Origin of the sequence: Frankia sp. AgPm24, from assembly GCF_023243055.1 — a bacterium.
Taxonomy (GTDB): domain Bacteria; phylum Actinomycetota; class Actinomycetes; order Frankiales; family Frankiaceae; genus Frankia; species Frankia umida.
This window is the reverse complement of record NZ_JALKFW010000216.1, coordinates 42,954-63,975: the sequence shown is the minus strand read 5'-3', so window position 1 is coordinate 63,975 and position 21,022 is coordinate 42,954. Positions and strand designations below refer to the sequence as shown.

Sequence of the window (21,022 nt, the reverse complement as noted above, 5' to 3'; positions counted from 1 at the left end):
GGCGTGGGGAAACCGCGCCGGGCGGGGGGGCGCGGCCGCGACCGTGCGCCGTCCGGTGGCGGTCTAGTAGGCGATGCCGGCGGAGCTGAGCAGGTGGGAGATGCGGCGGGCGAGGGTGACGTCGAGATCGGTCACGCCGCCGACGGAATGGGTCCAGACGGTGAAGGTCAGGGTGCCGGGGCCACGGTCGATCACCGGGTGATGATCGAGCTCGTCGGCGGCCCGCAGCACCTCGGTGCTGATCGCGTCGGCCTCGTCGCCGTCCACGATGATCTCGAGCTGGATGCGGTCGGCGTCACCCAGCCAGCCGGGGAGGGCCGCCAGGGCGTCGGCGACCTCGGCGTTGTCCAGGCGGGTCTGCTTGGTCGGCATCGCTGTCCTCCTTGCACGGGGGCCGGACGGTCCGCGCGACCGCCGGCCGGAGTCGAGACTGACGTCGGGGTGTGTCCAGTCGAACACGTCCACCGTGAATTGTTGCTGCGCCGCACCGCCCTGTGGACGACGCGATCCGCCCCCCGTACGGTGCCCTCGGGCTTGCCGGCAGGCGACCGGGCGCGATGATCGGATGCAGGTGGGCTCCCCCGAGCCGACCTCTCCGAACCGCCGAGGGTCGTGGTTTTCGGTGGTCTGCGCGTCTCGGGGGTGTCCAACCGAGGGGACTGCGCCCGAAATCGGTGGGAGTCTGGGAGAGTCCGGCAGCATGAATGTGGATGCGCGCGGTCCGGGTGCCCGCGCCCCCCACCCGCCAGCGGCGGGCCGACTGGTCGTCGCCGTCGCCCTGCTCGACCTGGACCCCCATCCCCACCCCGGGTCCCCGTCCCACGCCGACCTCCCCTCGGACGTCGGCTCCCGTTCCGACCCCGGCTCCGCGTCCGGTCCTGATGGACGCCCTGCCACCGGGCCTCGGGTGCTGGCCGCGCGGCGCCAGGAGCCGTCCGCCTACGCGGGGATGTGGGAGTTTCCCGGCGGCAAGGTGGAACCGGGCGAGAGCGAGCACGAGGCGCTGGCTCGGGAGTGTCGGGAGGAACTCGACGTCGAGATCGAGATCGGCCCGCCGCTCGGCGAGGTCGATCTGGCCAGCCCCGGCTGGGTCCTGCGGGTGTGGTTCGGCCGGATCACGCGGGGACGCCCGCGCCTGGTCGCCCATGACGCGCTGCGCTGGCTGGGCGCCGCCGAACTCGACGACGTCCCCTGGATGCCCGCCGACGGCCCGCTGGTGGACCGTCTACGCGACGTTCTCGCCTCTCCCACCCCCCTCGACTGGTCCTAGACGTATCTCTGTCGTGGCTCCTGCTCGCCCGTGGATCCGGGGGCTGGCGCGGCCAGGGGGCGAAGTGTGGTCACTGGGTGGCGGCCGATGGCCGGGGGGTGGCTGTCCGGTGAGCGGACGGTGGGCATCCGGTGGCGGATGTGGGTGGTCGGTGGTGGGGTGGACATGGATGGGCGGCCGGGTCCGTACCATGGGGAGTGGTACGGCAGTCGCCGCCACCCGAGTGCGGGAGTCTGTGCGCCGGGCCGTCCCAATGTGGTGTCGCCGTCCGCGCGCGCCGCCGTCCTTTTTGTGCGGGGTCGAGAGCCCCATGTCCGCCCCGGAGCGTCCCACCGTGTCCACACGTGCCGATCTTCGTAACGTGGCCATCATCGCCCATGTCGACCATGGCAAGACCACGCTCGTCGACGCCATGCTGCGCCAGTCCGGCGCGTTTGGCGAGCATGCCGAGCTCACTGATCGGGTGATGGACTCGATGGACCTGGAGCGCGAGAAGGGCATCACCATTCTCGCGAAGAACACCGCGGTCCGCTACGGCGACATCACCGTCAACATCATCGACACCCCTGGCCACGCCGACTTCGGTGGTGAGGTCGAGCGCGGCCTGTCCATGGTCGACGGCGTCGTCCTGCTGGTGGACGCGAGCGAGGGCCCGCTGCCGCAGACGCGTTTCGTGCTGCGCAAGGCGCTCGCCAAGCGGCTGCCGGTGGTGCTCCTCATCAACAAGGTCGACCGGTCCGACGCCCGGATCGCCGAGGTCGTCGACGAGACCTACGAGCTCTTCCTCGACCTCGACGCCGACGAGGAGCAGATCGACTTCCCGATCGTCTACTGCAACGCCAAGGCCGGCCGGGCCTCGACGACCCGTCCCGAGGATGGTGTGAGCCCCGACTCGCCCGACCTCAAGCCGCTGTTCGACGTGCTGCTCGAGACCGTCCCGGCGCCGTCGTTCGACCCGGACGCACCGCTGCAGGCGCTGGTCACGAACCTCGACGCGTCCCCGTACCTGGGCCGCCTCGCGCTGTGCCGGGTGCACAACGGGACGATCCGCCGCGGCCAGCAGGCCATGCTGTGCCGTGCCGACGGAACCCAGCAGCGAGTGAAGATCAGCGAGATGCTGATCACCCAGGCGCTCGACCGGGTGCCCGCCGAGGAGGCCGGGCCCGGTGACATCATCGCCGTCGCCGGCATCCCCGACATCACCATCGGCGAGACCCTGGCCGACGTCGAGGACCCGCGCCCGCTGCCCGTCATCACGGTGGACGAGCCGTCCATCAGCATGACGATCGGTATCAACACCTCGCCGCTGGCCGGTCGGTCCGGCAAGAAGCTCACCGCCCGCCTGGTCAAGAACCGGCTGGACGCCGAGCTCGTCGGCAACGTGTCCATCCGCGTGCTGCCGACCGAGCGTCCCGACACCTGGGAGGTCCAGGGTCGTGGTGAGCTGCAGCTGGCCGTGCTCGTCGAGCTGATGCGCCGCGAGGAGTTCGAGCTCACCGTCGGCAAGCCGCAGGTCGTCACCCGGGTCGTCGACGGGAAGGTGCACGAGCCGGTCGAGCGCCTGACCATCGACGCCCCCGAGGAGTTCCTCGGCACCCTCACCCAGCTGCTCGCCCTGCGCAAGGCCCGGGTCGAGCAGATGATCAACCACGGCACCGGCTGGATTCGGCTGGAGTACCTGGTCCCCGCGCGCGGGCTGATCGGGTTCCGCACCGAGTTCCTCACCGAGACCCGCGGTACCGGTCTGCTGCACCACGTCTTCGAGGGCTACGAGCCGTGGTTCGGCGAGCTGCGTACCCGCGCCACCGGCTCCATGGTCGCCGACCGCAGCGGCCCCACGACCGCGTACGCCCTGTTCAACCTGCAGGAACGCGGCACGATGTTCGTCGGCCCGACGATCGAGGTCTACGAGGGCATGATCGTCGGTGAGAACTCCCGGGCGGACGACATGGACGTCAACCCCACCAAGGAGAAGAAGCTCACAAACATGCGCTCGTCCACCGGGGATGAGCTGGTGCGCCTCACTCCGCACCGTGTCCTCACCCTCGAGCAGGCGCTGGAGTTCTGCCGCGAGGACGAATGCGTCGAGGTGACCCCCGGCTTCGTCCGCATGCGCAAGGTCGCCCTCACCGCGGGTGAGCGCGAGAAGCTGCGGTCGCGCCGCCGCTGATGTGAGGCGTCGGACGGCGGCGCGGAACTGTCGGATGTGGGCCGTAGGGTTCACCACCGTGACGTCCTTCGCCGTGCCGCCGTCCGCCGTCAGCCCGCGTTCCGCCGCGTCGGCCGCTCGCCGGCTGATGTTCGTGCACGCGCACCCCGATGACGAGGTCATCTCGACCGGCATCGCGATCGCCTCCTACGCCGCCGCGCCCGAGACGTCCGTCACGCTGGTGACGTGCACGCTCGGCGAGGAGGGCGAGGTCCTGGTGCCCGAGCTGGTCAACCTGCGCGCTGACCTCGGTGACCAGCTCGGCGGTTACCGCATCGGTGAACTGGCCGGCTCCTGCGCCGCGCTCGGCGTCACCGAACACCGCTTCCTCGGCGGCCCCGGCCGCTTCCGTGACAGCGGCATGATGGGCACCCCGCCCAACGACCATCCCCGCAGCCTGTGGCGGGCCGACCTCGACGAGGCCACCGCCGAGCTGGTCCGGATCGTCCGTGAGATCCGCCCGCACGTGCTCGTCAGCTACGACTCGTTCGGCAGCTACGGCCATCCCGATCACATCCGCGCCCACGAGGTCACCGCCCGCGCCTTCACCGACGCCGCCGACCCGTCCTTCGCCCCCGACACCGGGGCTGCCTGGCAGCCCGCCAAGCGCTACGAGACCGCGATGTCCCGCTCCCAGGCGGTCGCCGGCTTCGAGCACTTCCGCGACGCGGCCACCACCGACAACCCCTTCGCGGGCCTTGCCTCCGTGGACGATCTCCCCGTCCGCTTCGTCGAGGACGACGCCATCACCACCGAGATCACCGCCGCCGAAGCCTTCCTCGACGCCAAGATCGCGGCCATGCGCGCCCATCGCACCCAGATGGCCGTCGACGGCTTCTTCTTCGCCCTCGCGGACGGCATCGGCCAGCGCGCCTGGGGCACCGAGCTCTTCGTCCTCGCCGCCGGCGAACGTGGCCCCGGCGCCACCCCCCACGGCCGCGAGCAGGACCTCCTGGCCGGCATCGACCTCTGACTTCCGGGCGACCTCTGACCTCCGGGCGACCTCTGACCTCCGGGCGTCACCTGACCTCCGGGCGTCACCGGGCACAGCGAACGATCAGGGCCCGGCGATCTCCCCGCTGGACCCCGGCGGAACCCGACCATGGTTGTTCAAGGACGTCGGACGGCCCGAAGGGGCGGTAGCGGGAATCGTCGCGGGTCGAGCAGCGTCTGTAATGCTGTAATCCCTGCAAATCTGGGGTGTCTGGCCCGGGAGGTCGGATGTTCGGCAGCAGCAGACGCGACGACGACCGGCGCGACGGCGGGCGGGGGATGGAGCCGCTGGATGCCTACTCGGCCGTGGTGACCAGGGTCGCGGCGACCCTGACGCCGTCGGTGGCGAGCCTGCGGGTGCGGACCAGGGGTGGGGTGGGAGCGGGGTCGGCGGTGGTGTTCACCGATGACGGTTTCCTGCTCACCTCGGCGCATGTCCTCGAGGGGCACAGCGCCGGGCGGCGCGGTGGCGGCCCCGGATCGGCGGCGGGATCGGGCTCGGCGGTCGGGGTCGCGCAGTTCGCCGACGGGACGGAGCGGGAGTTCGACGTGGTCGGCGCGGACCCGCTGTCCGACCTGGCGGTGCTGCGGGCACGGGGGAGCACGCCACGGGCGGCGGTTCTGGGGGACGCGGCGAACCTCCAGGTGGGGCAGCTCGTGGTGGCGGTGGGTAATCCGCTCGGGCTGACCGGGAGCGTGACGGCGGGAGTGGTCAGCGCGCTCGGACGGTCGCTGCCGACCCGGGCGGGCACGGCGGCACGGGTGATCGACGAGGTGATCCAGACCGATGCCGCGCTCAACCCGGGTAACTCCGGTGGGGCACTGGCCACCTCCGATGCCCGGGTGATCGGGGTGAACACGGCGGTGGCGGGGATCGGGCTGGGACTCGCCGTCCCGGTGAACGCCACGACCCGGAGGATCCTCGCGGCCCTGATGCGGGACGGGCGGGTGCGGCGTGCCTATCTGGGGGTGGCGGGGATGCGGGTGCCGCTGCCGCCGGCGGTGGCCCGGCTGACCGGGCAGCAGCACGGGGTGCGGCTCGCCGAGGTGATCGTGGGCGGTGCCGCGGGGGTCGCGGGGCTGTTCACCGGCGATCTGGTGCTGTCGTTGGCGGGCGCGCCCATTGTCACACCCGGTGATCTGCAACGGTTGCTGACCCAGGAGACGATCGGCCGGCCGGTGGAGCTGACCGTATGGCGTCGCGGGGCCCTCGTGGACGTCGTGGTGGTTCCGCGGGAGCTTGTCACGACCTGAGCGTGCGGATGCCTCCGGTGCCGCTGCCGCGCCGGGATCCAGTCGGCCCGGTGGTGTTCGACGGATGTCGGTCCGAACACGGCATGTCCTACTGTCGACATATGCCCAGCCGCAGTCCCGGTCCTCGCCCCACACCGCCCCGGTCGACGCCGCCGCGCTCGACGTCGTCGCGGCGCGGCACGGCGGGTCCAACCGGACACTCCGCCCGGGACACCCGAGGCGGACAACCCGCCCGGGACGCGGGCCCCGTCGATCCGTCGAAGCCGGCCGATCCGTCGAAGCCGGCGGGCGCGGCGGACGCGGCGCGCGGTCAGGGGAGCGTCACGCGATCCGAGGAACCCGGGCGCCTGTTTCTCGGCGGTGCGTACGCGCTCGGCGTCGGGCTCGGGGTCGGCCTCGGCCTGTACGGGGTGGTCCTGCTGGCGGATGGGCCGCGTCCCGCGGGCGTTCTGCTGTCGTACGGGCTCGGCCTGGCCGTGCTGGGCAACACCGCCGCGGCGCTGCTGCTGCGCTGGCTGACCGGGACGCGGCTGGGGCCGATGACCGTCCTGATCGGCTGGACACCGGTCGTGCTGCTGCTGGCGAGCACGCGGCCCGAGGGTGATCTGATGCTGCGGGCCACTGCCAGCGCGTACGCGTTCCTGCTGCTGGGTGGGCTGTGCCCGGTGGTGGTGACGGTCCTCGGCCGGGCCCGGCGCGGCCTGACGGCGCTGCCGCCGCTCCGCTGAGGCCGGCCCCGACGGGGCGGCACGCCGCGGGGTGGCCAGCGGTGTTGTCGGCGGGTGGATGGGGCCGAAGTGTGCCGGGTTGTCACGGGTCCTGCCGTCCGGGCGATGGGAGTGGCTGGACGGCGGTAGCGTGGGTCGGGTGGGCAGTCTGCCGCAGGAGACCCGCAACGGTTCGTTCGCCGTCCAGGCGTCTCTGGAAGCGGGTGAGTTCCGTCGGGCGGTCGCGCGGTTCGCGACGGGGGTGACCGTCCTGACGACCCGAAGCGGCGAGCGCCATCTGGGTATGACGGCGAACTCGTTCGTCTCCGTCTCGCTGGAGCCGCTGCTGGTGCTGGCCAGTATCCGCCGGGACGCGCATTTTCACGCCCCGCTGCTGGCCGCCGGTGTCTGGGGGGTGTCGGTGCTCGCCGCGGACATGGCCGAGGTGTCCCGGCACTTCGCGCGACGCGCGGCCGACCGTGAGCGTGATCAGGGCGGTGGCGACAACGGGCTGGGTGGATGGGCGCACACCGTCGGCCCGCACACCGGGGTGGCGCTGCTCGAGGGCGCCCTGTCGGTCTTCGAATGCCGCACGGTCGCCACCCATCCCGGTGGTGACCACACGCTGGTGATCGGCGAGGTCGTCCACCTCGAACAGCGGCGCGACGATGCCGCGCCCCTGGTCTTCTACCAGGGCGGCTACCTCACCCCGGCCGCACCCGCCCCCCGCGACGCCACCTGAGCCGCGCCACGACCCCCACAGGGCGCGCGAACGGGCCGCTAGTTCAGGCGGGCACGCGCGGTGACGGCGGCCTGCCGGGCCGCGGCGGCGGCGGTCGGTTCGACCTCGGCGACAGTGTCGGCGAACGAGGTCAGGTCCCGCGCGCCGCCGAGGAAGTCACCGAGCCGGATGCGCAGTTCGCCGCGTTCCCGGCGCAGGCTGGCCGGATGGTGGGGGAGCAGCAGGGACAGTTCGACCGCCCACAGTCTGGTCCGGGGCGCGTCGGTGCGGGCCGCCAGCACGCGGATGTTGCCCAGGATGCGGGTGAGGACGTCGGCCGGGTCCATCGGGGCGAGATGTGACCGGTTGAACGCGGTGCCGGCGGCGCGGACCTTCGCCGCCGCGTCGTGGATGGTCAGCAGCCGTCCGGCGTCGAAGGGGTCGACGAGGACGAAGTCCTGCGGGGAACCGACCGCGACGACGACATGCCCGGGCAGACCCACCGGGTAGGCGGCGATGCCGAGGCGGTGGGCGACCTCGAGCCAGACCACCGACAGCAGGATCGGCAGCCCGCGGCGGCGGCGCAGCACGTCGGGCAGCAGCGAGGAACGCAGATCGTCGTAGTCGTCCGCGGAACCGGCGAACCCGGCATCCAGGCCGAGGGCCTCGTGTAACGCCTCGGCGGCGATCCGCGGCTCGAGCCACCCGAATCCGCCCGCCGAGCCCGCGCCGACGGGGCGTCCGTGGTCGACGCGGGGAAAGGGGCGGGCCGGGGTAGCCCGAGCGGTGAACAGCGGACGGGCCCGGGCGGCGAGCCGGTCCAACGCCGTCAGGGTGCTGGACGGATCGACCAGGCCGGCGGCGGCGTCGTTCGCTGCGGCGCCGGGCTCGGCAGCCGGCTCGGGGGCGGCTGCGGCGCCGGTCTCGGCCCTGGGCGCGGCGGCGGCACCGGCGGCGGTACCGGCACTGGCCTCGGCGTCGGCGTCGGCCTCGAGAGCGAGCAGATGGCAGGCCACGGCGAGGTCGAGGGGCTCACGGCGAACCACCTCGGCGAACTGGCCGCGGCTGTGACTGCGGCTGCTCACCGGCCCCGCGCCCCCTCGTCGGGCGCCGCGGGGGTGGCGGCGGGGGGAACCGACTGTGTCATGCCAGAAATTGTCGCCTCTGCGACCGGCAGGGTTCGGACGATGGTGCCAGAATTTGGCGGGTCCGTGTTCGTCCGAGTATCGCTGGCAGGCTCGCCCATCGGCGTTCCGGCCACGTCCCGTGACCGCCGCGTGGGGGGTCGGGCGGGGATAACGCGTGCCGCTACGAGGTCATCCTCGGTAATCTGAACAGCAGCACCTTCCGCCGTTTCGACCGTCAGTACGCGCGACGACCATGACCGAAGCGTCCCGAGAACATCACTGAGAGGTATGGGCCCGGGGATGCGCCGCCGGATCATGACTCGCGCGCCGATGTCGGCCCGAGTGATGCGGACGACATACACCACCAGCGCACGCCCTTGCTGTCGACACGGAACTGTCCATGTCGATACTAGGGACTCAGTCGCCCGTGAGCCCGAGGAGGAACATCCGGTGACCTACGTCATCGCGGAACCCTGTGTCGACGTCAAGGACAGGGCTTGCATCGAAGAGTGCCCGGTCGACTGCATCTACGAAGGCGGGCGGATGTTGTACATCCAGCCCGACGAGTGCGTCGACTGCGGGGCATGTGAGCCGGTCTGTCCGGTCGAGGCCATCTACTACGAGGACGACGTCCCCGACCAGTGGAAGGGGTTCACGGACACCAACGCGAACTTCTTCGAGGAGCTCGGGTCGCCCGGCGGCGCCTCGAAGGTCGGCGCGTTGAGCTTCGACCCGCCGGCCGTCGCCGCGCTGGCTCCCCAGGGCGAGTCCTGAGCGGCCCTGGGAGGTCGGGTAACACCTCGAGGGTCCTGAGATCACCGGCTCGTTCCCGCGTGCGGCTGCCCGACTTCCCCTGGGACCAGATCGCGTCCTTCAAGGAGAAGGCCAGCACACACCCGTACGGGCTGGTCGATCTTTCGGTCGGGACACCGGTCGACGCGACGCCGGCCGTCGTCCAACAGGCGCTGGCCGGCGCCGCGGATGCCCCCGGGTATCCGCAGACGGGGGGTACCCCGGATCTGCGGGAGGCCGCGGCGGGCTGGCTGGCCCGTCGGCTCGGCGTTCTCGTCGATCCGGGGGCGATCCTGCCCGTGCTCGGGACGAAGGAACTGGTCGCCCAGCTACCCGGTCAGCTCGGGCTCGAGCCCGGTGACCGGGTGTGGGTGCCCACGCCCGCGTACCCGACCTACGAGGTCGGGGCGTTGCTCGCCCGCTGCGAGCCGGTCCTGGGTCCCGCGGACGGGGTCACCCTCGTCTGGCTGAACTCACCGGGCAATCCGACCGGCCGGGTCCTCACGGTCGACGAGATGCGTGCCGTCGTGGGCTGGGCCCGCGAGCGGGGCGTGATCGTCGCCAGTGACGAGTGCTACATCGAGCTGGGCTGGGAGAGCCGGCCCGTCTCGGTGCTGCACCCGGACGTGTGTGGCGGATCACACGAGGGTCTGCTCGCGGTGCATTCACTGTCGAAACGATCCAATCTGGCGGGTTACCGGGCCGGTTTCGTCACCGGTGATCCGGAACTCGTCGACGGTCTGCTCGGGGTGCGCAAGCACGCCGGGTTCATGCTGCCGACCCCGGTGCAGGCGGCGATGGCGGCCGCCTACGCGGACGATCTGCATGTCGCCGACCAGCGAGCCCGGTACGCCAACCGGCGGGCGGTGCTCGCGGCGGCGCTGTCCGTGGCCGGTTTCACCATCGACCACAGCGAGGCCGGTCTCTACCTGTGGGCGACCCGCGGCGAGGACGCGTGGGCCACCCTGGACGCGCTGGCCGGCGTCGGCGTTCTGGTCGCTCCTGGCACGTTCTACGGCGAGGCCGGCCGCAACCATGTGCGGGTCGCGCTCACCGCGCCCGACTCGCAGGTCGCGACCGTGCCCGAGCGGATGGCGATGATCCCCCCGGTCGCGCATCCGCAGCCCGCGAACCCCCAGCCGGCCCAGGTGGCACCGGCCAACCCGGCGGCGGCCTACGGTCAGCAGCCGGCACGTCCGGCCGGACGACCCGCGGCGCCGCAGGGCTACCCGCCCGAAGGCCACGCACCCGAGGGGTACGCACCCGAGGGTTACGGTCCCGAAGGCTACGTCCGGGAGGGCTATGTGCCGGAGGGCTATCCGTCCGGGGGCTACGTGCCCGAGGGGTACGCCGAGCCGCCGAACCGGTACACCGAGGCGCAGAACCGCTATCCCGAGCCACCGGGTGCCTTCGCACCGTCCGCCAACGGCTACCGCGACCCGCGTGAGGGCTATGGCGGCCAGCGCGAGGGCCACACCGGCCAGCGTGAGGGCTATGGCGGCCAGGGTGAGGGTTACTCCGGCCAGCGGGAGGTGTACTCCGGTCCGCGTGGGGGTGGCGGCTATGCGCCGTCGCGGCCGGAATACGGCGGTGGGCACGACGAACGGTCCGGCTACCCGCCGCGCCCGGAACCCGACACCCACACCGGTGGTTATCCGATTCATCCCGGTGACCAGCAGGGCCGGCCTGGGGCGTACACCGGACGACGGGTACCGCCGCGCACCGGCCCCGGCGGATCCGCCGGTTACGAGGGCGAGGCGGATCACCGTTACGACGACGAGGCCCAGGGCCGCGACGGCGCTGGCGGCACCGACCGGCCGTGGAACGGCGAGCCCGACATCCGCTGAGCTGTCGGCCCTGGCCGGCGGCTGCGGCGTAATGTGCGACGGTCCCGCCGTCCGGGGCGGCGGGAACCTCGTAGGGTCAGGCCCGTGAGCACCTCCAACTCCTCTCCTGCCACCGCGGCCGGCTCCGCCTCGAGCGCCGCCTCCGTGATCGATCCCGTCATCGACGAGCTGTGGGAGCGCCGCGGTGACCTGACCCCCGACGACGCGGACGCGCGCAAGAGCGTCGTCGCCGCCGTCGACGCCATCGACGCCGGTGAGGCCCGGGTCGCGACCATCGCCGCCGACAACACCATCGTCGTCGACGAGCGGGCCAAGCGAGCGATCCTGCTGTCGTTCAAGGTCCTGGACATGGTCGAGTCCGCCGCCGGCGACTTCCACTACCACGACCGGATGCCGCTGAAGACCCGCTTCGACGGCGTGCGTGTGGTTCCCGGGGCAATCGTGCGCTGGGGGGCGCACATCGCGCCCGGCGCGATCCTGATGCCCAGCTACACCAACATCGGCGGGTTCGTCGGCGCCGGCACCCTGGTCGACACCTGGGCGACGGTCGGTTCCTGCGCGCAGGTCGGCGAGCGGGTGCACCTGTCCGGCGGGGTCGGCCTCGGCGGCGTGCTCGAACCGCCGAACGCCCTGCCGGTCGTCGTCGAGGACGACGCGTTCGTCGGCAGCCGCTGCATGGTCGTCGACGGCGCCCGGGTGCGTCGTGGGGCCAAGCTCGGCGCCGGGGCGATCCTCACCGCGTCCACCCACGTGTTCGACGCGACCAGCGGCGAGGAGTATCCGCGCGGCGAGATCCCCGAGCGCGCGGTCGCGGTGGGCTCGACCCGTATCCGCACCTTCCCCGCCGGCGACTTCGGGATGCCCTGCATCGTCGTGCTGCGCACCCTGGACGAGGGCGAGATCCACGACAAGCTGGCTCTCAACGAGATCCTGCGCGAACACGGCGTCGCCGGAGGCTGAGAGGGTCGCCGACGGCGAGCGTCGTCGGCGCCTGTCCGGGATGTCGTCCGCGGTCGTGGTGGACGACGGCTGGCCGAAAGGCTTCCGACGGTAGCCGAAGGTCGGATGGCCCGGACGCTGTCAGGCCGTAGGGTCGGCGGCATGGATCTGGACCTACGCGCGCCGGTCGGGGAACTCACCCGGTGCCTCGTCGACGTGCCGTCGGTCAGCGGCGACGAGGCGGCCCTCGCCGACGCCGTGCAGGCGGCCCTCGGCCGGATCGGTGGGCTGCGCGTCGAGCGGGACGGCGACGCCGTCGTCGCCCGCACATCGCTCGGCCTGCCCTCGCGGATCGTGCTCGCCGGTCATCTCGACACGGTGCCGATCGCCGACAACCTGCCGTCGCGGGTCGAGGGCGGTCGGCTCTACGGCTGCGGCACGTCCGACATGAAGGCCGGGCTGGCGATCGCCCTGCGCCTGGCGGCGACCCTGCCGCTGACCGAGCCGGGGGCGCTGCGCCACGACATCACCTGGATCTGCTACGACCATGAGGAGGTCGAGGCGGCGCGCAACGGGCTGCGCCGCCTCGCCGCACAGCACCGCGACTGGCTCGACGGTGACCTCGCGATCCTGATGGAGCCGACGTCCGGCGAGGTGGAGGCCGGCTGCCAGGGCACCCTGCGGGTCGTCGTGCGCCTGGGCGGCCGGCGCGCCCACTCGGCCCGCTCCTGGCTCGGGGACAACGCCATCCACAAGGCCGGCGCCCTGCTCCAACGGCTCGCCGCCTACGAGGCGCGCAGCGTCACCCTCGACGGCTGCACCTACCGGGAGGGCCTGTCGGCGGTGCGCGTCGACGGCGGTGTCGCCGGCAACGTCATTCCCGACGCGTGCACGGTCACGGTGAACTTCCGGTTCGCCCCCGACCGGACGCCCCAGGCCGCCGTCGAGCACGTCCGTGAGGTGCTGGCCGGATACGAGTGCGAGGTCACCGATCTCTCCGGTGGTGCCCCACCCGGCCTGGCCGCCGCCCCCGCCGCCGCCTTCGTCGCCGCCACCGGGCGCACACCCGTGGCCAAGTACGGCTGGACGGACGTCGCCCGCTTCGCCGAACTCGGCATTCCCGCCCTCAACTACGGTCCCGGCGACCCCAACCTCGCGCACACCCGCGAGGAGTACGTCGAGCTCGCCGCCATCGACGAGGGTGAACGCCTGCTGCACGGCTACCTCACCGGCGCGCTCACCGCCTGAGGCGGGCTGCCGGCTGCGGGGTGTCCGGTCAGCCGTCCGTGAGCAGGCGGCGCAGGGCGGCGACGTCGAGGTGGCCATCGTGGTCGGGGTGGACCTGGCGATAGAGCTCCAGCAGGACGGCGATGCGCCGGGTCCAGGAGAACGACTCGGCGCGTTCCCGGTTGCGGGCGCCGGCCTTGGCCCGCAGCTCCGGGTCGGCGGCCATCCGGTCGATCGCGGCGGCGAGCGCGTCCGCGTTCGGTGCGGCGAGGATGCCGGCGTCGCCGAAGGTGTCGCTGACCCCGGCGACATCGGTGGCGATGATCGGTAGTCCACCGGCCATCGCCTCCAGGACGACCAGGGGCAGACCACCCTCGATGTCCGAGGACAGGACGAACACGTCCGCCCAGCGATGCCACCGGGCGAGCGCGTCGCCGGTCTCGGGGCCCACCAGTCGGGCGTTGCGCAGACCGAGCTGGGTGACCTGGGCCTCGAGCGTCTCCCGGTCCTCGCCGTCACCGACGACGACGAGCTCGACGGGTGCCCGCACGGAGCCCAGGGCCTCGAGCAGCCGGGGCACGTTCTTCTGCCGGGTCAGCCGGCCGACGAACAGCAGCCGCAGCGGCCGGCCCGGCGTGCCGGCGATCGCGGTCGCCCCGGTCGCCCCGGTCGCCCCGGTTGGTTCGGGTGTTCTGGTTGGTTCGGGTGCCGCGTCCGGTTGGTCGGCGAAGAACTCGGGGGCCACCCCGTTGCTCATGACGAGGACCCGCTCGATCGGGATCGCGTACTCGCGGGCCATGTCGAGGGCGACCTTGTCGGACAGCGCGATCACGCAGGCCGCGCGCCGGATGGCCGGACGCAGCAGCAGAGCCTTGTACAGCGGGAGCAGAACGCCCATCCGACCGGACCTGTCCGCGTCGATGTGGAAGTGGGCCACATAGGGAAAGCGGCGCAGGGCGGCGGCGAGCAGCACGATCTCGGGCAGCAGCGCATGCCCCATGTGCAGGTGGACGACGTGGCGGTCGGAGACCGCCAGGATGCGCGGCAGGAAACCGGGTGCCAGCGGGGTGTGGGCGATCTCGACCCCACGCACCCGACGGACGCGCAGTCGACCGCGGCGCTCCCGGCGAGCCACCCCGGTCGCCCCGCAGTCCGAGGTGATCACCTGGACGTCGCAGGTCGCGGCGACGCCCTCCGCGACCGACCGCATGACGTTCTCCAGGCCGCCGAGATGCGGCGGGTAGAAGCCGCCCACCTGAACGACCGGCGGCCCGCCGCCTGACGTCGTCCCGGGTACTGCTGCCATCTCCGGCCACCTCTCCGACCCACTGGTCACCATCAGTAAGATTTCAGGTTCAGTGTGTCGTGGATGCCGGCGGCCCGCGCGTCCAGCAGCGCCAGCGGATCGTCGGTGAGCAGCCGCGCGATGCCGCGGACCGCGGCCGGGTCGAACCGGTTCGCGTCGAAGCTGATGGAGACGTTGACGGCCCCCGAGAGCCCGGTGAACGAGCAGGTGAGCCCGTCCGGACCGGAGGTCGTCACCATGCCCTGCAACCACATCCGCTCCGGTGTGACCAGCGGCTTGACGTGGGCGAGCAGCGGCAGGTCGCCGAGCGAGGTGACGGTCAGTTCGGCGCCCGCCGACAGGTCCGCCCGGGGTGCCCGGTGCGGGTGGTCCGCGCGGCCCGGGCGGTGCTGGGCCGGGACGACGCTGGTGACCAGGGCGGCGCCGATGGACGCCAGCGGACGGCCGCAGCTGATCGTACGCCGGACCTCCGTGGTGATCGACTGTGGTGAGGCGGAGTCCGCCGGGGTGAGGGTGACACAGCCCACGAAGTTGCCGACGATCGCGGCGCCGTCGGGCAGATAGCGGCGGGCGTCGAACAGCACGGTGAGCCCCGGGGCGCGGCGGGGCAGCGCGGACCGTTCCAGGGCGACGACCGCCGCCGCGTAGAGCACCCCGTTGGCGGACGCGGTCGGTGCGTTGCGGGCCCGCCACTGCCGTACCCGGTCGCTCAGATCGGTGTCCGACGTCGCGCAGACGCTGACCAGGCGGGATGCCGTGGCCGACCCCGCCCGCGGATCACCCGCGCGGTCGCGGCGATGGCGGTGGCCGTGGGGTGAGACGGTCGCACGTCGGCCGCGGCGGGAGGTCCGGTACTGGGCCAGCAGGTCACGGGTCGGCCCGACACCGGTACCGAAGGTCCTCCACAGGGCGCGCACCAGCGGGTAGCGCACCGGTGTCTCGATCAGCTCCGTGGGCAGCTCCTCGTCCTGGGCGCGGCGCAGCAGGCTCGTCCAGGTGGCCATGAACAGGCCGGCGTCGCCGACCGCGTGCGACATCTCGAGCATCGAGTACCGCTGACCCACCCAGAACCGAAACGGCAGATCCCCAAGACCCTCGGCGTGACGGTCGGCCATCCAGGCGCCGATCCGCTCCGGGTCCCGGGTCGGATCGCCGATGGTCGCCGGATCGTCGTCGAACTCACGGATCACGTCGAGCAGGTGCTGGCGCCGACCGCTGGGCGCGACGGTGAGCAGCCGCCCGTGCACCGGGTCCACCCGCCGCAGCAGACGGTTGCCCGGATCGAGCGCGGCCAGGTTCCAGACCACGCGGCGCACCGCGTCCACGGACGGCATCAGGACCGGGCCGAGGCCCATCATGGAGACCGTGCCGAGTTCAAGCCGATCGCGGGCGGGAAGTCGCGTGTGCATCTGCGCCCCTTTCTGACCCTGAGGTGGGCGAATCAGATCCGCAGATCGGCCGAGATCGGCAGATGATCGCTGCCGAACGGGCTGCCGCGGTGATAACGGGAGACGGTGATGTCGGAGGAGACCAGGATGTGGTCGATCCGGGTCGTCTCCTTCCACCAGGCGGTGGCGCTCCAGGTCGGTGACCAGCCACCGCCGGCCACATCGTGGGCGTCACGCAGTCCGCAGGCGAGCAGACGGCGAAACGGCCGATGGTCGCGGGTGGCGTTGAAGTCACCGGCGAACACCAGCGGTCGGCGCGCCTGACAGGCATCGGTGCGCAGGTCCGCGAGCTGCCGCGCCCAGCGCCGGGTGTAGGTCGCGCCCACGGGCGAGCGGGTGTGCACGACGACCAGCTCGACGTGCCGGCCGCCGCCGAGCGCGACGTCCATCCGGGCGAACGGGAAACCGGCCGAGTTCAGGTCCGGGCGGCCCGTCAACGGAAACCGGGAGAAGACCGCGTATCCGTAGGGCTCCAGGGATGGGCGTTCGACCACGTAGGGGAAGGCGCGCAGCTGCGCGAGTCCGTGCAGCCGCCCGGCGATCAGCGGCGTGTACTCCTCGAGCAGCAGCAGCCCCGGCCGTTCCCGGTCGAGCTGCCCGGCGATCCGCGCCACCTCGGTGTTCGCGCCGTTGACGTTGGCCGTCATCAGCCGCACGGATGCCGCCGTCGACGCGGAGCCGGCGCGCTGACCGGCCCCGACGAACTCGGGCACGGTCCAGGCCAGATGCGACGCGATGACCCCCACCATGGCGACCGCGACCGCACCCGTCGTGACGGCCCTCGCCGGACGGGTCGCCTCCACCGGCCCCCGCGTGTCCGACCCGCGCTGTCGGACGTATCGCAGCAGGGCCACGGCGGCCAGCGGGTAGGCCGGCAGGTACAGCAGCGGGGTGAACGCGTTGAACGCGGGAAACGGCCAGCCGATCAGGTCGTCCAGGTGGGTCAGTCGAGCGCCGGCGCACAGCAGCAGCAGGCCGGCCGCCCCCACCAGCACGGTGGTGACCAGACGGGGGCGGCTCCGGACCGCGTCGATCGTCATACCTCTTACTGAACGCGAGCATGTCCGGGCCGATGCGAGGGGGCCCGGGCAACGGGAACCGCGGCGGCGACCGCCTCGGAGACCGCGGCCGGAACCGACACGGAGGAGTGACGCCGGGCCCGCCCGGTCTGTCCGGCCCGCCCAGCCTGTCCTGCCCGCCCGGATGTCGCGGCGGGATCGACCGAGGCGGCCGAGTGTCGGCCCGAGCGGGCGCCGAACAGCACGCACACCGCGCCGAACAGCCCGGCGACGCCGCTACCGATCAGCCAGGACAGCGCGACCGCGGGCAGCCCCCGTGGCGCCAGGACGTAGGCCAGCCCGTCGATCAGCGCGGCGTACACCAGGTTCGTCACGATCAGCACGGTGAGCTGGCCCTGTAGCCGCAGCATCGCGTTCGCCCAGCTGTTCAGGCCGACGCAGACGGCGGCGAGCGCCAGTACCAGCAGGGTGCGTCCCGACTGGTGCGGGTAGTCGCTGCCGAACACGGTCAGTGCCGACGGGCCGGCGACGGCCATCACGATCGAGCTGGGCACCAAAAAGATCGCCAGCATCCGGGCCGAACGCCGACGCAGCGCGCCGAGGTCCGCGCCGTGCTGGGAACCCTCGGCCATCAGCGCGGTGGTGACCATGAACGCACCGGTGAACAGCAGGTTCGCGATCTGGAACGGGATGTAGAAGTAGCCGACGGCGGCCGACCCCAGCCGGTCCAGAATGATCAGTGGAACGACCAGGATGGGGATCAGGTCCAGCATCGCGGCGGCGTAGTTGGCGGCGGAGAAGCGCACCATCCCGCGCAGCGGACGCCCCTGGAACGAGACCCTGGGGTGATAGCCGCGCCGCCACATCAGCAGCAGGCTCACCAGCAGCGCGGCCGCGTTGGCCCCGCCGAACGAACCGAACACGCCGAACGCCCCCATACCCAGCAGCAGGAACGGCAGCACCATCTTCAGCAGACCGGTGGTGATGCCGTCCGTCCACATGGAGAAGTGGGCGTCGCGAAACGAGGTGAACGTCGCGCTGGTCATCAGGTTCAGCGAGGTCGCCGCGCACAGGGCGACGAACAGCGCCGACTGGACCGGATCGTCCCGGACGAACAGGAGCTCCCGGGCGAACCAGGGCAGCCCCAGCAGGTAGATGCTGGACACCGCCACGGCGACCAGCAGGACCAGGACGAACCCGACCCCGATCCGCCGTCGACGCAGATCGAGATCGGAGGTCGGCAGGAACCGCATGAACGACGTGTTCAGGCCGAGCATGCTGAGATAGCCGATCATGCCCGCCGCCGAGATCAGCGACGTGCCCTGACCGAGTTCCACCGGGGTGTAGATCCGGGCACAGACGATCCAGAACAGGAAGCCGAAACCGGCCGCCGCGAGGCTGCCGAGCATCAGCATCATCGAACTACGGGTCAGGTTGTCGGCGCCGCCCGGCGCCGCTACCGGCGCCGCTACCGGCTCCGGCCCGGCCGACCCGGTGGTGCCGGCCGAGCTGTCTGTGCCGGCCGCATGGTCCCTGCCAGCCGCGTGGTGTGTGCCGGGCGGTGCGTCCGGGCCGGTCGGAGCCGACCCGGGTGGCGGCATCCAGACGGGCAGCGGCAGGTCGGCTGGAGACCGGAAGCGGATGATCATGGTCTTGTCGGTCAGGCGAAGGGCCGAGGAAAGCGCCGATTCGACGCCCGGGCCACCATCCGCCTCGGTGGCCGCCACGCGGTGCCCCCGGGCTCGGGCCCGGTCCATCGGGACGTAGCGAATCCGCTGGGTGTCCTCGTTGCGAGCGGACGTGTGATCGTGCGCCGAGACATGGTCCTCAGCGGACGTGTGGTCGTGCGCCGAGGCGGGCCCGACGTCATCCGACAGTGCGCCCGACGACAGTGCGCCCGACCGCGTGCGCGACGGGTCGCGGGGTGCCGGTGGCCGGCGTAGGCGAGCGGTCATCTCCGGGTCGATGCCCTGTGTCATGGGCGTCCCCCGTCCGGCCTGAGCGCGTCGGGCACCACTGGTGGGTGGGCGAGCGGTCTGGTCACTTTCCGTCGTCCCCGTGATCCTGGCAGTGAATTCTCCCTGTGACTATGGTCTGCCGGGGAGATCTGCTCGGTCATGGCGATTGCTGCACGGCCGATACCGGGTCTGCTGGGCGGGATCGTTCTCCCGCGTGACGCCAGGGCCCGGGGACTCCGGCGTCGGCAGACGGTAGATCTCCGTGGAGCGGGGGATGTGGTGACCTGCGCGAACGGCGCTACCACTGGAACGGCGCTACCGGTGGAAGTGCGCTACCTCCACGAGTACCCCCCGACTCGCGATGCTGCGCTATCGAGAAAAGCCTAACAGATCATTCCTGACGCCGATCCGGACCAGTTCCACCGCGAATCTCATCACTGTCGCTCACGGTAGCCGTCCGGGCGCGTCGCGAATCAGTCCGCTAAATATTTGGCTAGCTATCCAATTTGTCGGGACGAGTGCTGATCATTTCGGCGTCCTTGCTCCCGTCGGTCATCCTCGTCGACATTGTCGATCAAATGAGATCAGCTGACTTGATTGCCATGGGGGTATTCCCACGGGCTACTCCGGTCGCGGGTCCGAGGTTGACGACTGGATTTGGTGACGGTCGTCATATCCATCCAATTCGATGCTTTGGGCTCCATTGTTGATCAGATTCTGCGCCGGGTAGTCGGTCGTTTTCTTTGGGTGACTCAAATATCCGAGGCTGCGACTCTGAGTTAAAAAATGAGAGCTCTTTGTGTCGATGATCGACTGATGTTATCTCTGCGCATCCATGACAGTGCTCTGGGTAGCGTCAGTGGACGCACGGAACAACAAGGCAGCAACTGTCCAGGCACTCTCATCGAACAACTGGCCTGGCGGTGGCGGCGCCCGGAAGTTGGTCGCCGGCTCCACCTTCTACCCACCCTGGCCTCGGTGTTAGCATCGCTACGGCGCCCTGATGGGGCAGCTTGGGGGAGGCAGAATGATCCAACGCTGGCTGGGCGAGTCCTGTGCCAACGTGTGTGAGGTCAACTGGAGTTGACTCAGGGCAGCTGTGAAGTCGAGACTTCTCGGCTCGCCCGGATCTCTGCCTGATTTTTTGACTGAGGCAAACGCCACCGCTGCGCCGCGCCTCGATATCCATGGATGTCACGGCCGCCTGCCGCTGACCTCGAGGTCGATTCATCGACCCAGTTCATCAATCGACGGAACTGCGCTGGCGCCTGGGTTCATCCAGGCGGGCAGCCGTCTCCCGGGGGGGAATATGCCCACTCTTTCCATCGTCATTCCCGCGCTCAACGAGGCCGAGAACCTGCCGCGCGTCGCCGCCGGTATCCCACGGGCCGCTCTGGCCGAGATCGGCTGGGAGACCGAGGTCATCCTGGTCGACAACGCCTCCACCGACGGCACCGGCCAGATCGCCCGTGATCTCGGCATGACCGTGGTGTACCAGCCGAACCGCGGCTACGGAAACGCCTACCTGGCGGGCATCCCCGCCGCCCGCGGCTCGGTCATCGCGACCGGTGACGCCGACTGCACCTACCCGTTCGAGGACCTCCCACGCCTTCTCGGCCGGCTGGTCACGGACGAGCTGGACTTCCTGAACACCGACCGGCTCAGCCAGCTGCGCCAGGGCGCCATGTCGCCGCACCACATCGGGGCCAACCTGGTGTTCACCGGGGTGACCAAGGTGCTGTTCCGGTCGCCGTTCCGCGACTCGCAGTCCGGTATGTGGCTGTTCACCCGGGACTTCTGGGACAAGGCCGGGGTGCGGTCGCCGGGGATGGCGTTCTCCCAGGAGATCAAGATGGCCGCGCACGTCGGCGGCTTCCGGGTCGCCGAGGTTCCGATCGAGTACCGCGTCCGTGGCGGCGAGAAGAAGCTGAACTCGCTGTCGGACGGCATGCGCAACATGTCCCACCTGTTCGTCCACCGGGCGAAGGTCGCCAAGGGCCAGCGGCGCGCCCGCCAGCTCGAGACCGGCGTCACCGGCCTGCGGTCGTACTCGGTGCGGGTGCCCTTCCCGCGGCGCAGCCGCCAGGAGGCCCAGCATCTGAGCGTGGTCGCCCGCACCGGTGGGCCCGCCGCGCCGGTGTTCGCGGACGCGTCCCGGTCGGAGGCGGTGCAGGAGCTCGACCGACAGTCTGCGACTGGCTGAGG

General features: G+C 71.5%; 17 protein-coding genes. 11 read left to right on the top strand and 6 right to left on the bottom strand.

Annotated elements, in window-relative coordinates; all coding sequences use genetic code 11:
- Nucleotides 1–63: 63 nt before the first annotated feature.
- Entirely contained in the window at nt 64–372 is a 309-nt protein-coding gene (locus tag MXD61_RS24860) for a 4a-hydroxytetrahydrobiopterin dehydratase (RefSeq protein ID WP_248815833.1), read from the bottom strand.
- A gap of 328 nt (nt 373–700) precedes the next feature.
- Here MXD61_RS24860 and MXD61_RS27780 point away from each other — a divergent pair, with 328 nt between their 5' ends.
- The 6 genes from MXD61_RS27780 (at nt 701) to MXD61_RS24830 (ending at nt 7,175) form a co-directional block, all read left to right on the top strand.
- Nucleotides 701–1,270, top strand: coding sequence for a (deoxy)nucleoside triphosphate pyrophosphohydrolase (locus MXD61_RS27780; RefSeq protein ID WP_251080559.1), 570 nt, complete (start codon nt 701–703; stop codon nt 1,268–1,270).
- Between the two features lie 334 nt (nt 1,271–1,604).
- Nucleotides 1,605–3,440, top strand: a complete 1,836-nt coding sequence (gene typA, locus MXD61_RS24850) for a translational GTPase TypA (RefSeq protein ID WP_248815832.1) — start codon at nt 1,605–1,607, stop codon at nt 3,438–3,440.
- A gap of 127 nt (nt 3,441–3,567) precedes the next feature.
- A complete protein-coding gene (gene mshB, locus MXD61_RS24845; protein WP_248815838.1) occupies nt 3,568–4,452 on the top strand; it encodes an N-acetyl-1-D-myo-inositol-2-amino-2-deoxy-alpha-D-glucopyranoside deacetylase in 885 nt (294 codons plus the stop codon).
- A 248-nt stretch (nt 4,453–4,700) separates the two neighbouring features.
- Complete coding sequence (locus MXD61_RS24840; protein ID WP_248815831.1) at nt 4,701–5,726, top strand: S1C family serine protease; 1,026 nt, start codon at nt 4,701–4,703, stop codon at nt 5,724–5,726.
- 101 nt (nt 5,727–5,827) lie between these two features.
- A complete protein-coding gene (locus MXD61_RS28595; protein ID WP_308222844.1) occupies nt 5,828–6,454 on the top strand; it encodes a DUF6113 family protein in 627 nt (208 codons plus the stop codon).
- A 148-nt stretch (nt 6,455–6,602) separates the two neighbouring features.
- The gene (locus tag MXD61_RS24830) at nt 6,603–7,175 is read left to right on the top strand and encodes a flavin reductase family protein (RefSeq protein ID WP_248815836.1); all 573 of its coding nucleotides are present in this window, start codon (nt 6,603–6,605) and stop codon (nt 7,173–7,175) included.
- Nucleotides 7,176–7,213: 38 nt separating this feature from the next.
- Here MXD61_RS24830 and MXD61_RS24825 read toward each other — a convergent pair whose 3' ends face one another.
- Nucleotides 7,214–8,239, bottom strand: a complete 1,026-nt coding sequence (locus MXD61_RS24825) for a transglutaminase-like domain-containing protein (protein WP_248815830.1) — start codon at nt 8,237–8,239, stop codon at nt 7,214–7,216.
- A gap of 492 nt (nt 8,240–8,731) precedes the next feature.
- Between MXD61_RS24825 and fdxA the strand changes: the two genes are divergently transcribed.
- From fdxA to dapE, 4 genes are all read left to right on the top strand, one after another.
- Entirely contained in the window at nt 8,732–9,055 is a 324-nt protein-coding gene (fdxA, locus tag MXD61_RS24820; protein ID WP_163548667.1) for a ferredoxin, read from the top strand.
- 59 nt (nt 9,056–9,114) lie between these two features.
- Nucleotides 9,115–10,920, top strand: a complete 1,806-nt coding sequence (dapC, locus tag MXD61_RS24815) for a succinyldiaminopimelate transaminase (RefSeq protein ID WP_248815829.1) — start codon at nt 9,115–9,117, stop codon at nt 10,918–10,920.
- A gap of 84 nt (nt 10,921–11,004) precedes the next feature.
- A complete protein-coding gene (locus MXD61_RS24810; RefSeq protein ID WP_248815828.1) occupies nt 11,005–11,880 on the top strand; it encodes a 2,3,4,5-tetrahydropyridine-2,6-dicarboxylate N-succinyltransferase in 876 nt (291 codons plus the stop codon).
- Between the two features lie 141 nt (nt 11,881–12,021).
- A complete protein-coding gene (gene dapE / locus MXD61_RS24805; RefSeq protein WP_248815827.1) occupies nt 12,022–13,107 on the top strand; it encodes a succinyl-diaminopimelate desuccinylase in 1,086 nt (361 codons plus the stop codon).
- A 28-nt stretch (nt 13,108–13,135) separates the two neighbouring features.
- Here the strand turns inward: dapE and MXD61_RS24800 are convergent, their stop codons facing one another.
- From MXD61_RS24800 to MXD61_RS24785, 4 genes are read right to left on the bottom strand one after another with little or no spacing between them, the layout of a single operon-like run.
- Nucleotides 13,136–14,392 carry a glycosyltransferase family 4 protein gene (locus tag MXD61_RS24800; RefSeq protein WP_248815826.1) on the bottom strand — a complete coding sequence of 419 codons (1,257 nt, stop codon included), beginning with the start codon at nt 14,390–14,392 and terminating at the stop codon, nt 13,136–13,138.
- A gap of 32 nt (nt 14,393–14,424) precedes the next feature.
- Nucleotides 14,425–15,801: a hypothetical protein gene (locus MXD61_RS24795; protein WP_248815825.1), complete on the bottom strand. Its 1,377-nt coding sequence runs from the start codon at nt 15,799–15,801 to the stop codon at nt 14,425–14,427.
- A gap of 32 nt (nt 15,802–15,833) precedes the next feature.
- Nucleotides 15,834–16,880, bottom strand: a complete 1,047-nt coding sequence (locus tag MXD61_RS24790) for an endonuclease/exonuclease/phosphatase family protein (protein ID WP_248815824.1) — start codon at nt 16,878–16,880, stop codon at nt 15,834–15,836.
- A gap of 5 nt (nt 16,881–16,885) precedes the next feature.
- A complete protein-coding gene (locus MXD61_RS24785; RefSeq protein WP_248815823.1) occupies nt 16,886–18,838 on the bottom strand; it encodes a lipopolysaccharide biosynthesis protein in 1,953 nt (650 codons plus the stop codon).
- A 1,288-nt stretch (nt 18,839–20,126) separates the two neighbouring features.
- Here MXD61_RS24785 and MXD61_RS24780 point away from each other — a divergent pair.
- A complete protein-coding gene (locus tag MXD61_RS24780; RefSeq protein WP_248815822.1) occupies nt 20,127–21,020 on the top strand; it encodes a glycosyltransferase family 2 protein in 894 nt (297 codons plus the stop codon).
- The last annotated feature ends 2 nt before the right edge of the window (nt 21,021–21,022 follow it).

Excerpts from the sequence above, each read along its gene's own strand:
- MXD61_RS24860 (WP_248815833.1), bottom strand. The coding sequence starts at position 372 with ATGCCGACCAAGCAGACCCGCCTGGACAACGCCGAGGTCGCCGACGCC.
- MXD61_RS27780 (WP_251080559.1), top strand. The coding sequence starts at position 701 with ATGAATGTGGATGCGCGCGGTCCGGGTGCCCGCGCCCCCCACCCGCCA.
- mshB (WP_248815838.1), top strand. The coding sequence starts at position 3,568 with ATGTTCGTGCACGCGCACCCCGATGACGAGGTCATCTCGACCGGCATC.
- MXD61_RS24840 (WP_248815831.1), top strand. The coding sequence starts at position 4,701 with ATGTTCGGCAGCAGCAGACGCGACGACGACCGGCGCGACGGCGGGCGG.
- MXD61_RS28595 (WP_308222844.1), top strand. The coding sequence starts at position 5,828 with ATGCCCAGCCGCAGTCCCGGTCCTCGCCCCACACCGCCCCGGTCGACG.
- dapE (WP_248815827.1), top strand. The coding sequence starts at position 12,022 with ATGGATCTGGACCTACGCGCGCCGGTCGGGGAACTCACCCGGTGCCTC.
- MXD61_RS24800 (WP_248815826.1), bottom strand. The coding sequence starts at position 14,392 with ATGGCAGCAGTACCCGGGACGACGTCAGGCGGCGGGCCGCCGGTCGTT.
- MXD61_RS24795 (WP_248815825.1), bottom strand. The coding sequence starts at position 15,801 with ATGCACACGCGACTTCCCGCCCGCGATCGGCTTGAACTCGGCACGGTC.
- MXD61_RS24790 (WP_248815824.1), bottom strand. The coding sequence starts at position 16,880 with ATGACGATCGACGCGGTCCGGAGCCGCCCCCGTCTGGTCACCACCGTG.
- MXD61_RS24785 (WP_248815823.1), bottom strand. The coding sequence starts at position 18,838 with ATGACACAGGGCATCGACCCGGAGATGACCGCTCGCCTACGCCGGCCA.
- MXD61_RS24780 (WP_248815822.1), top strand. The coding sequence starts at position 20,127 with ATGCCCACTCTTTCCATCGTCATTCCCGCGCTCAACGAGGCCGAGAAC.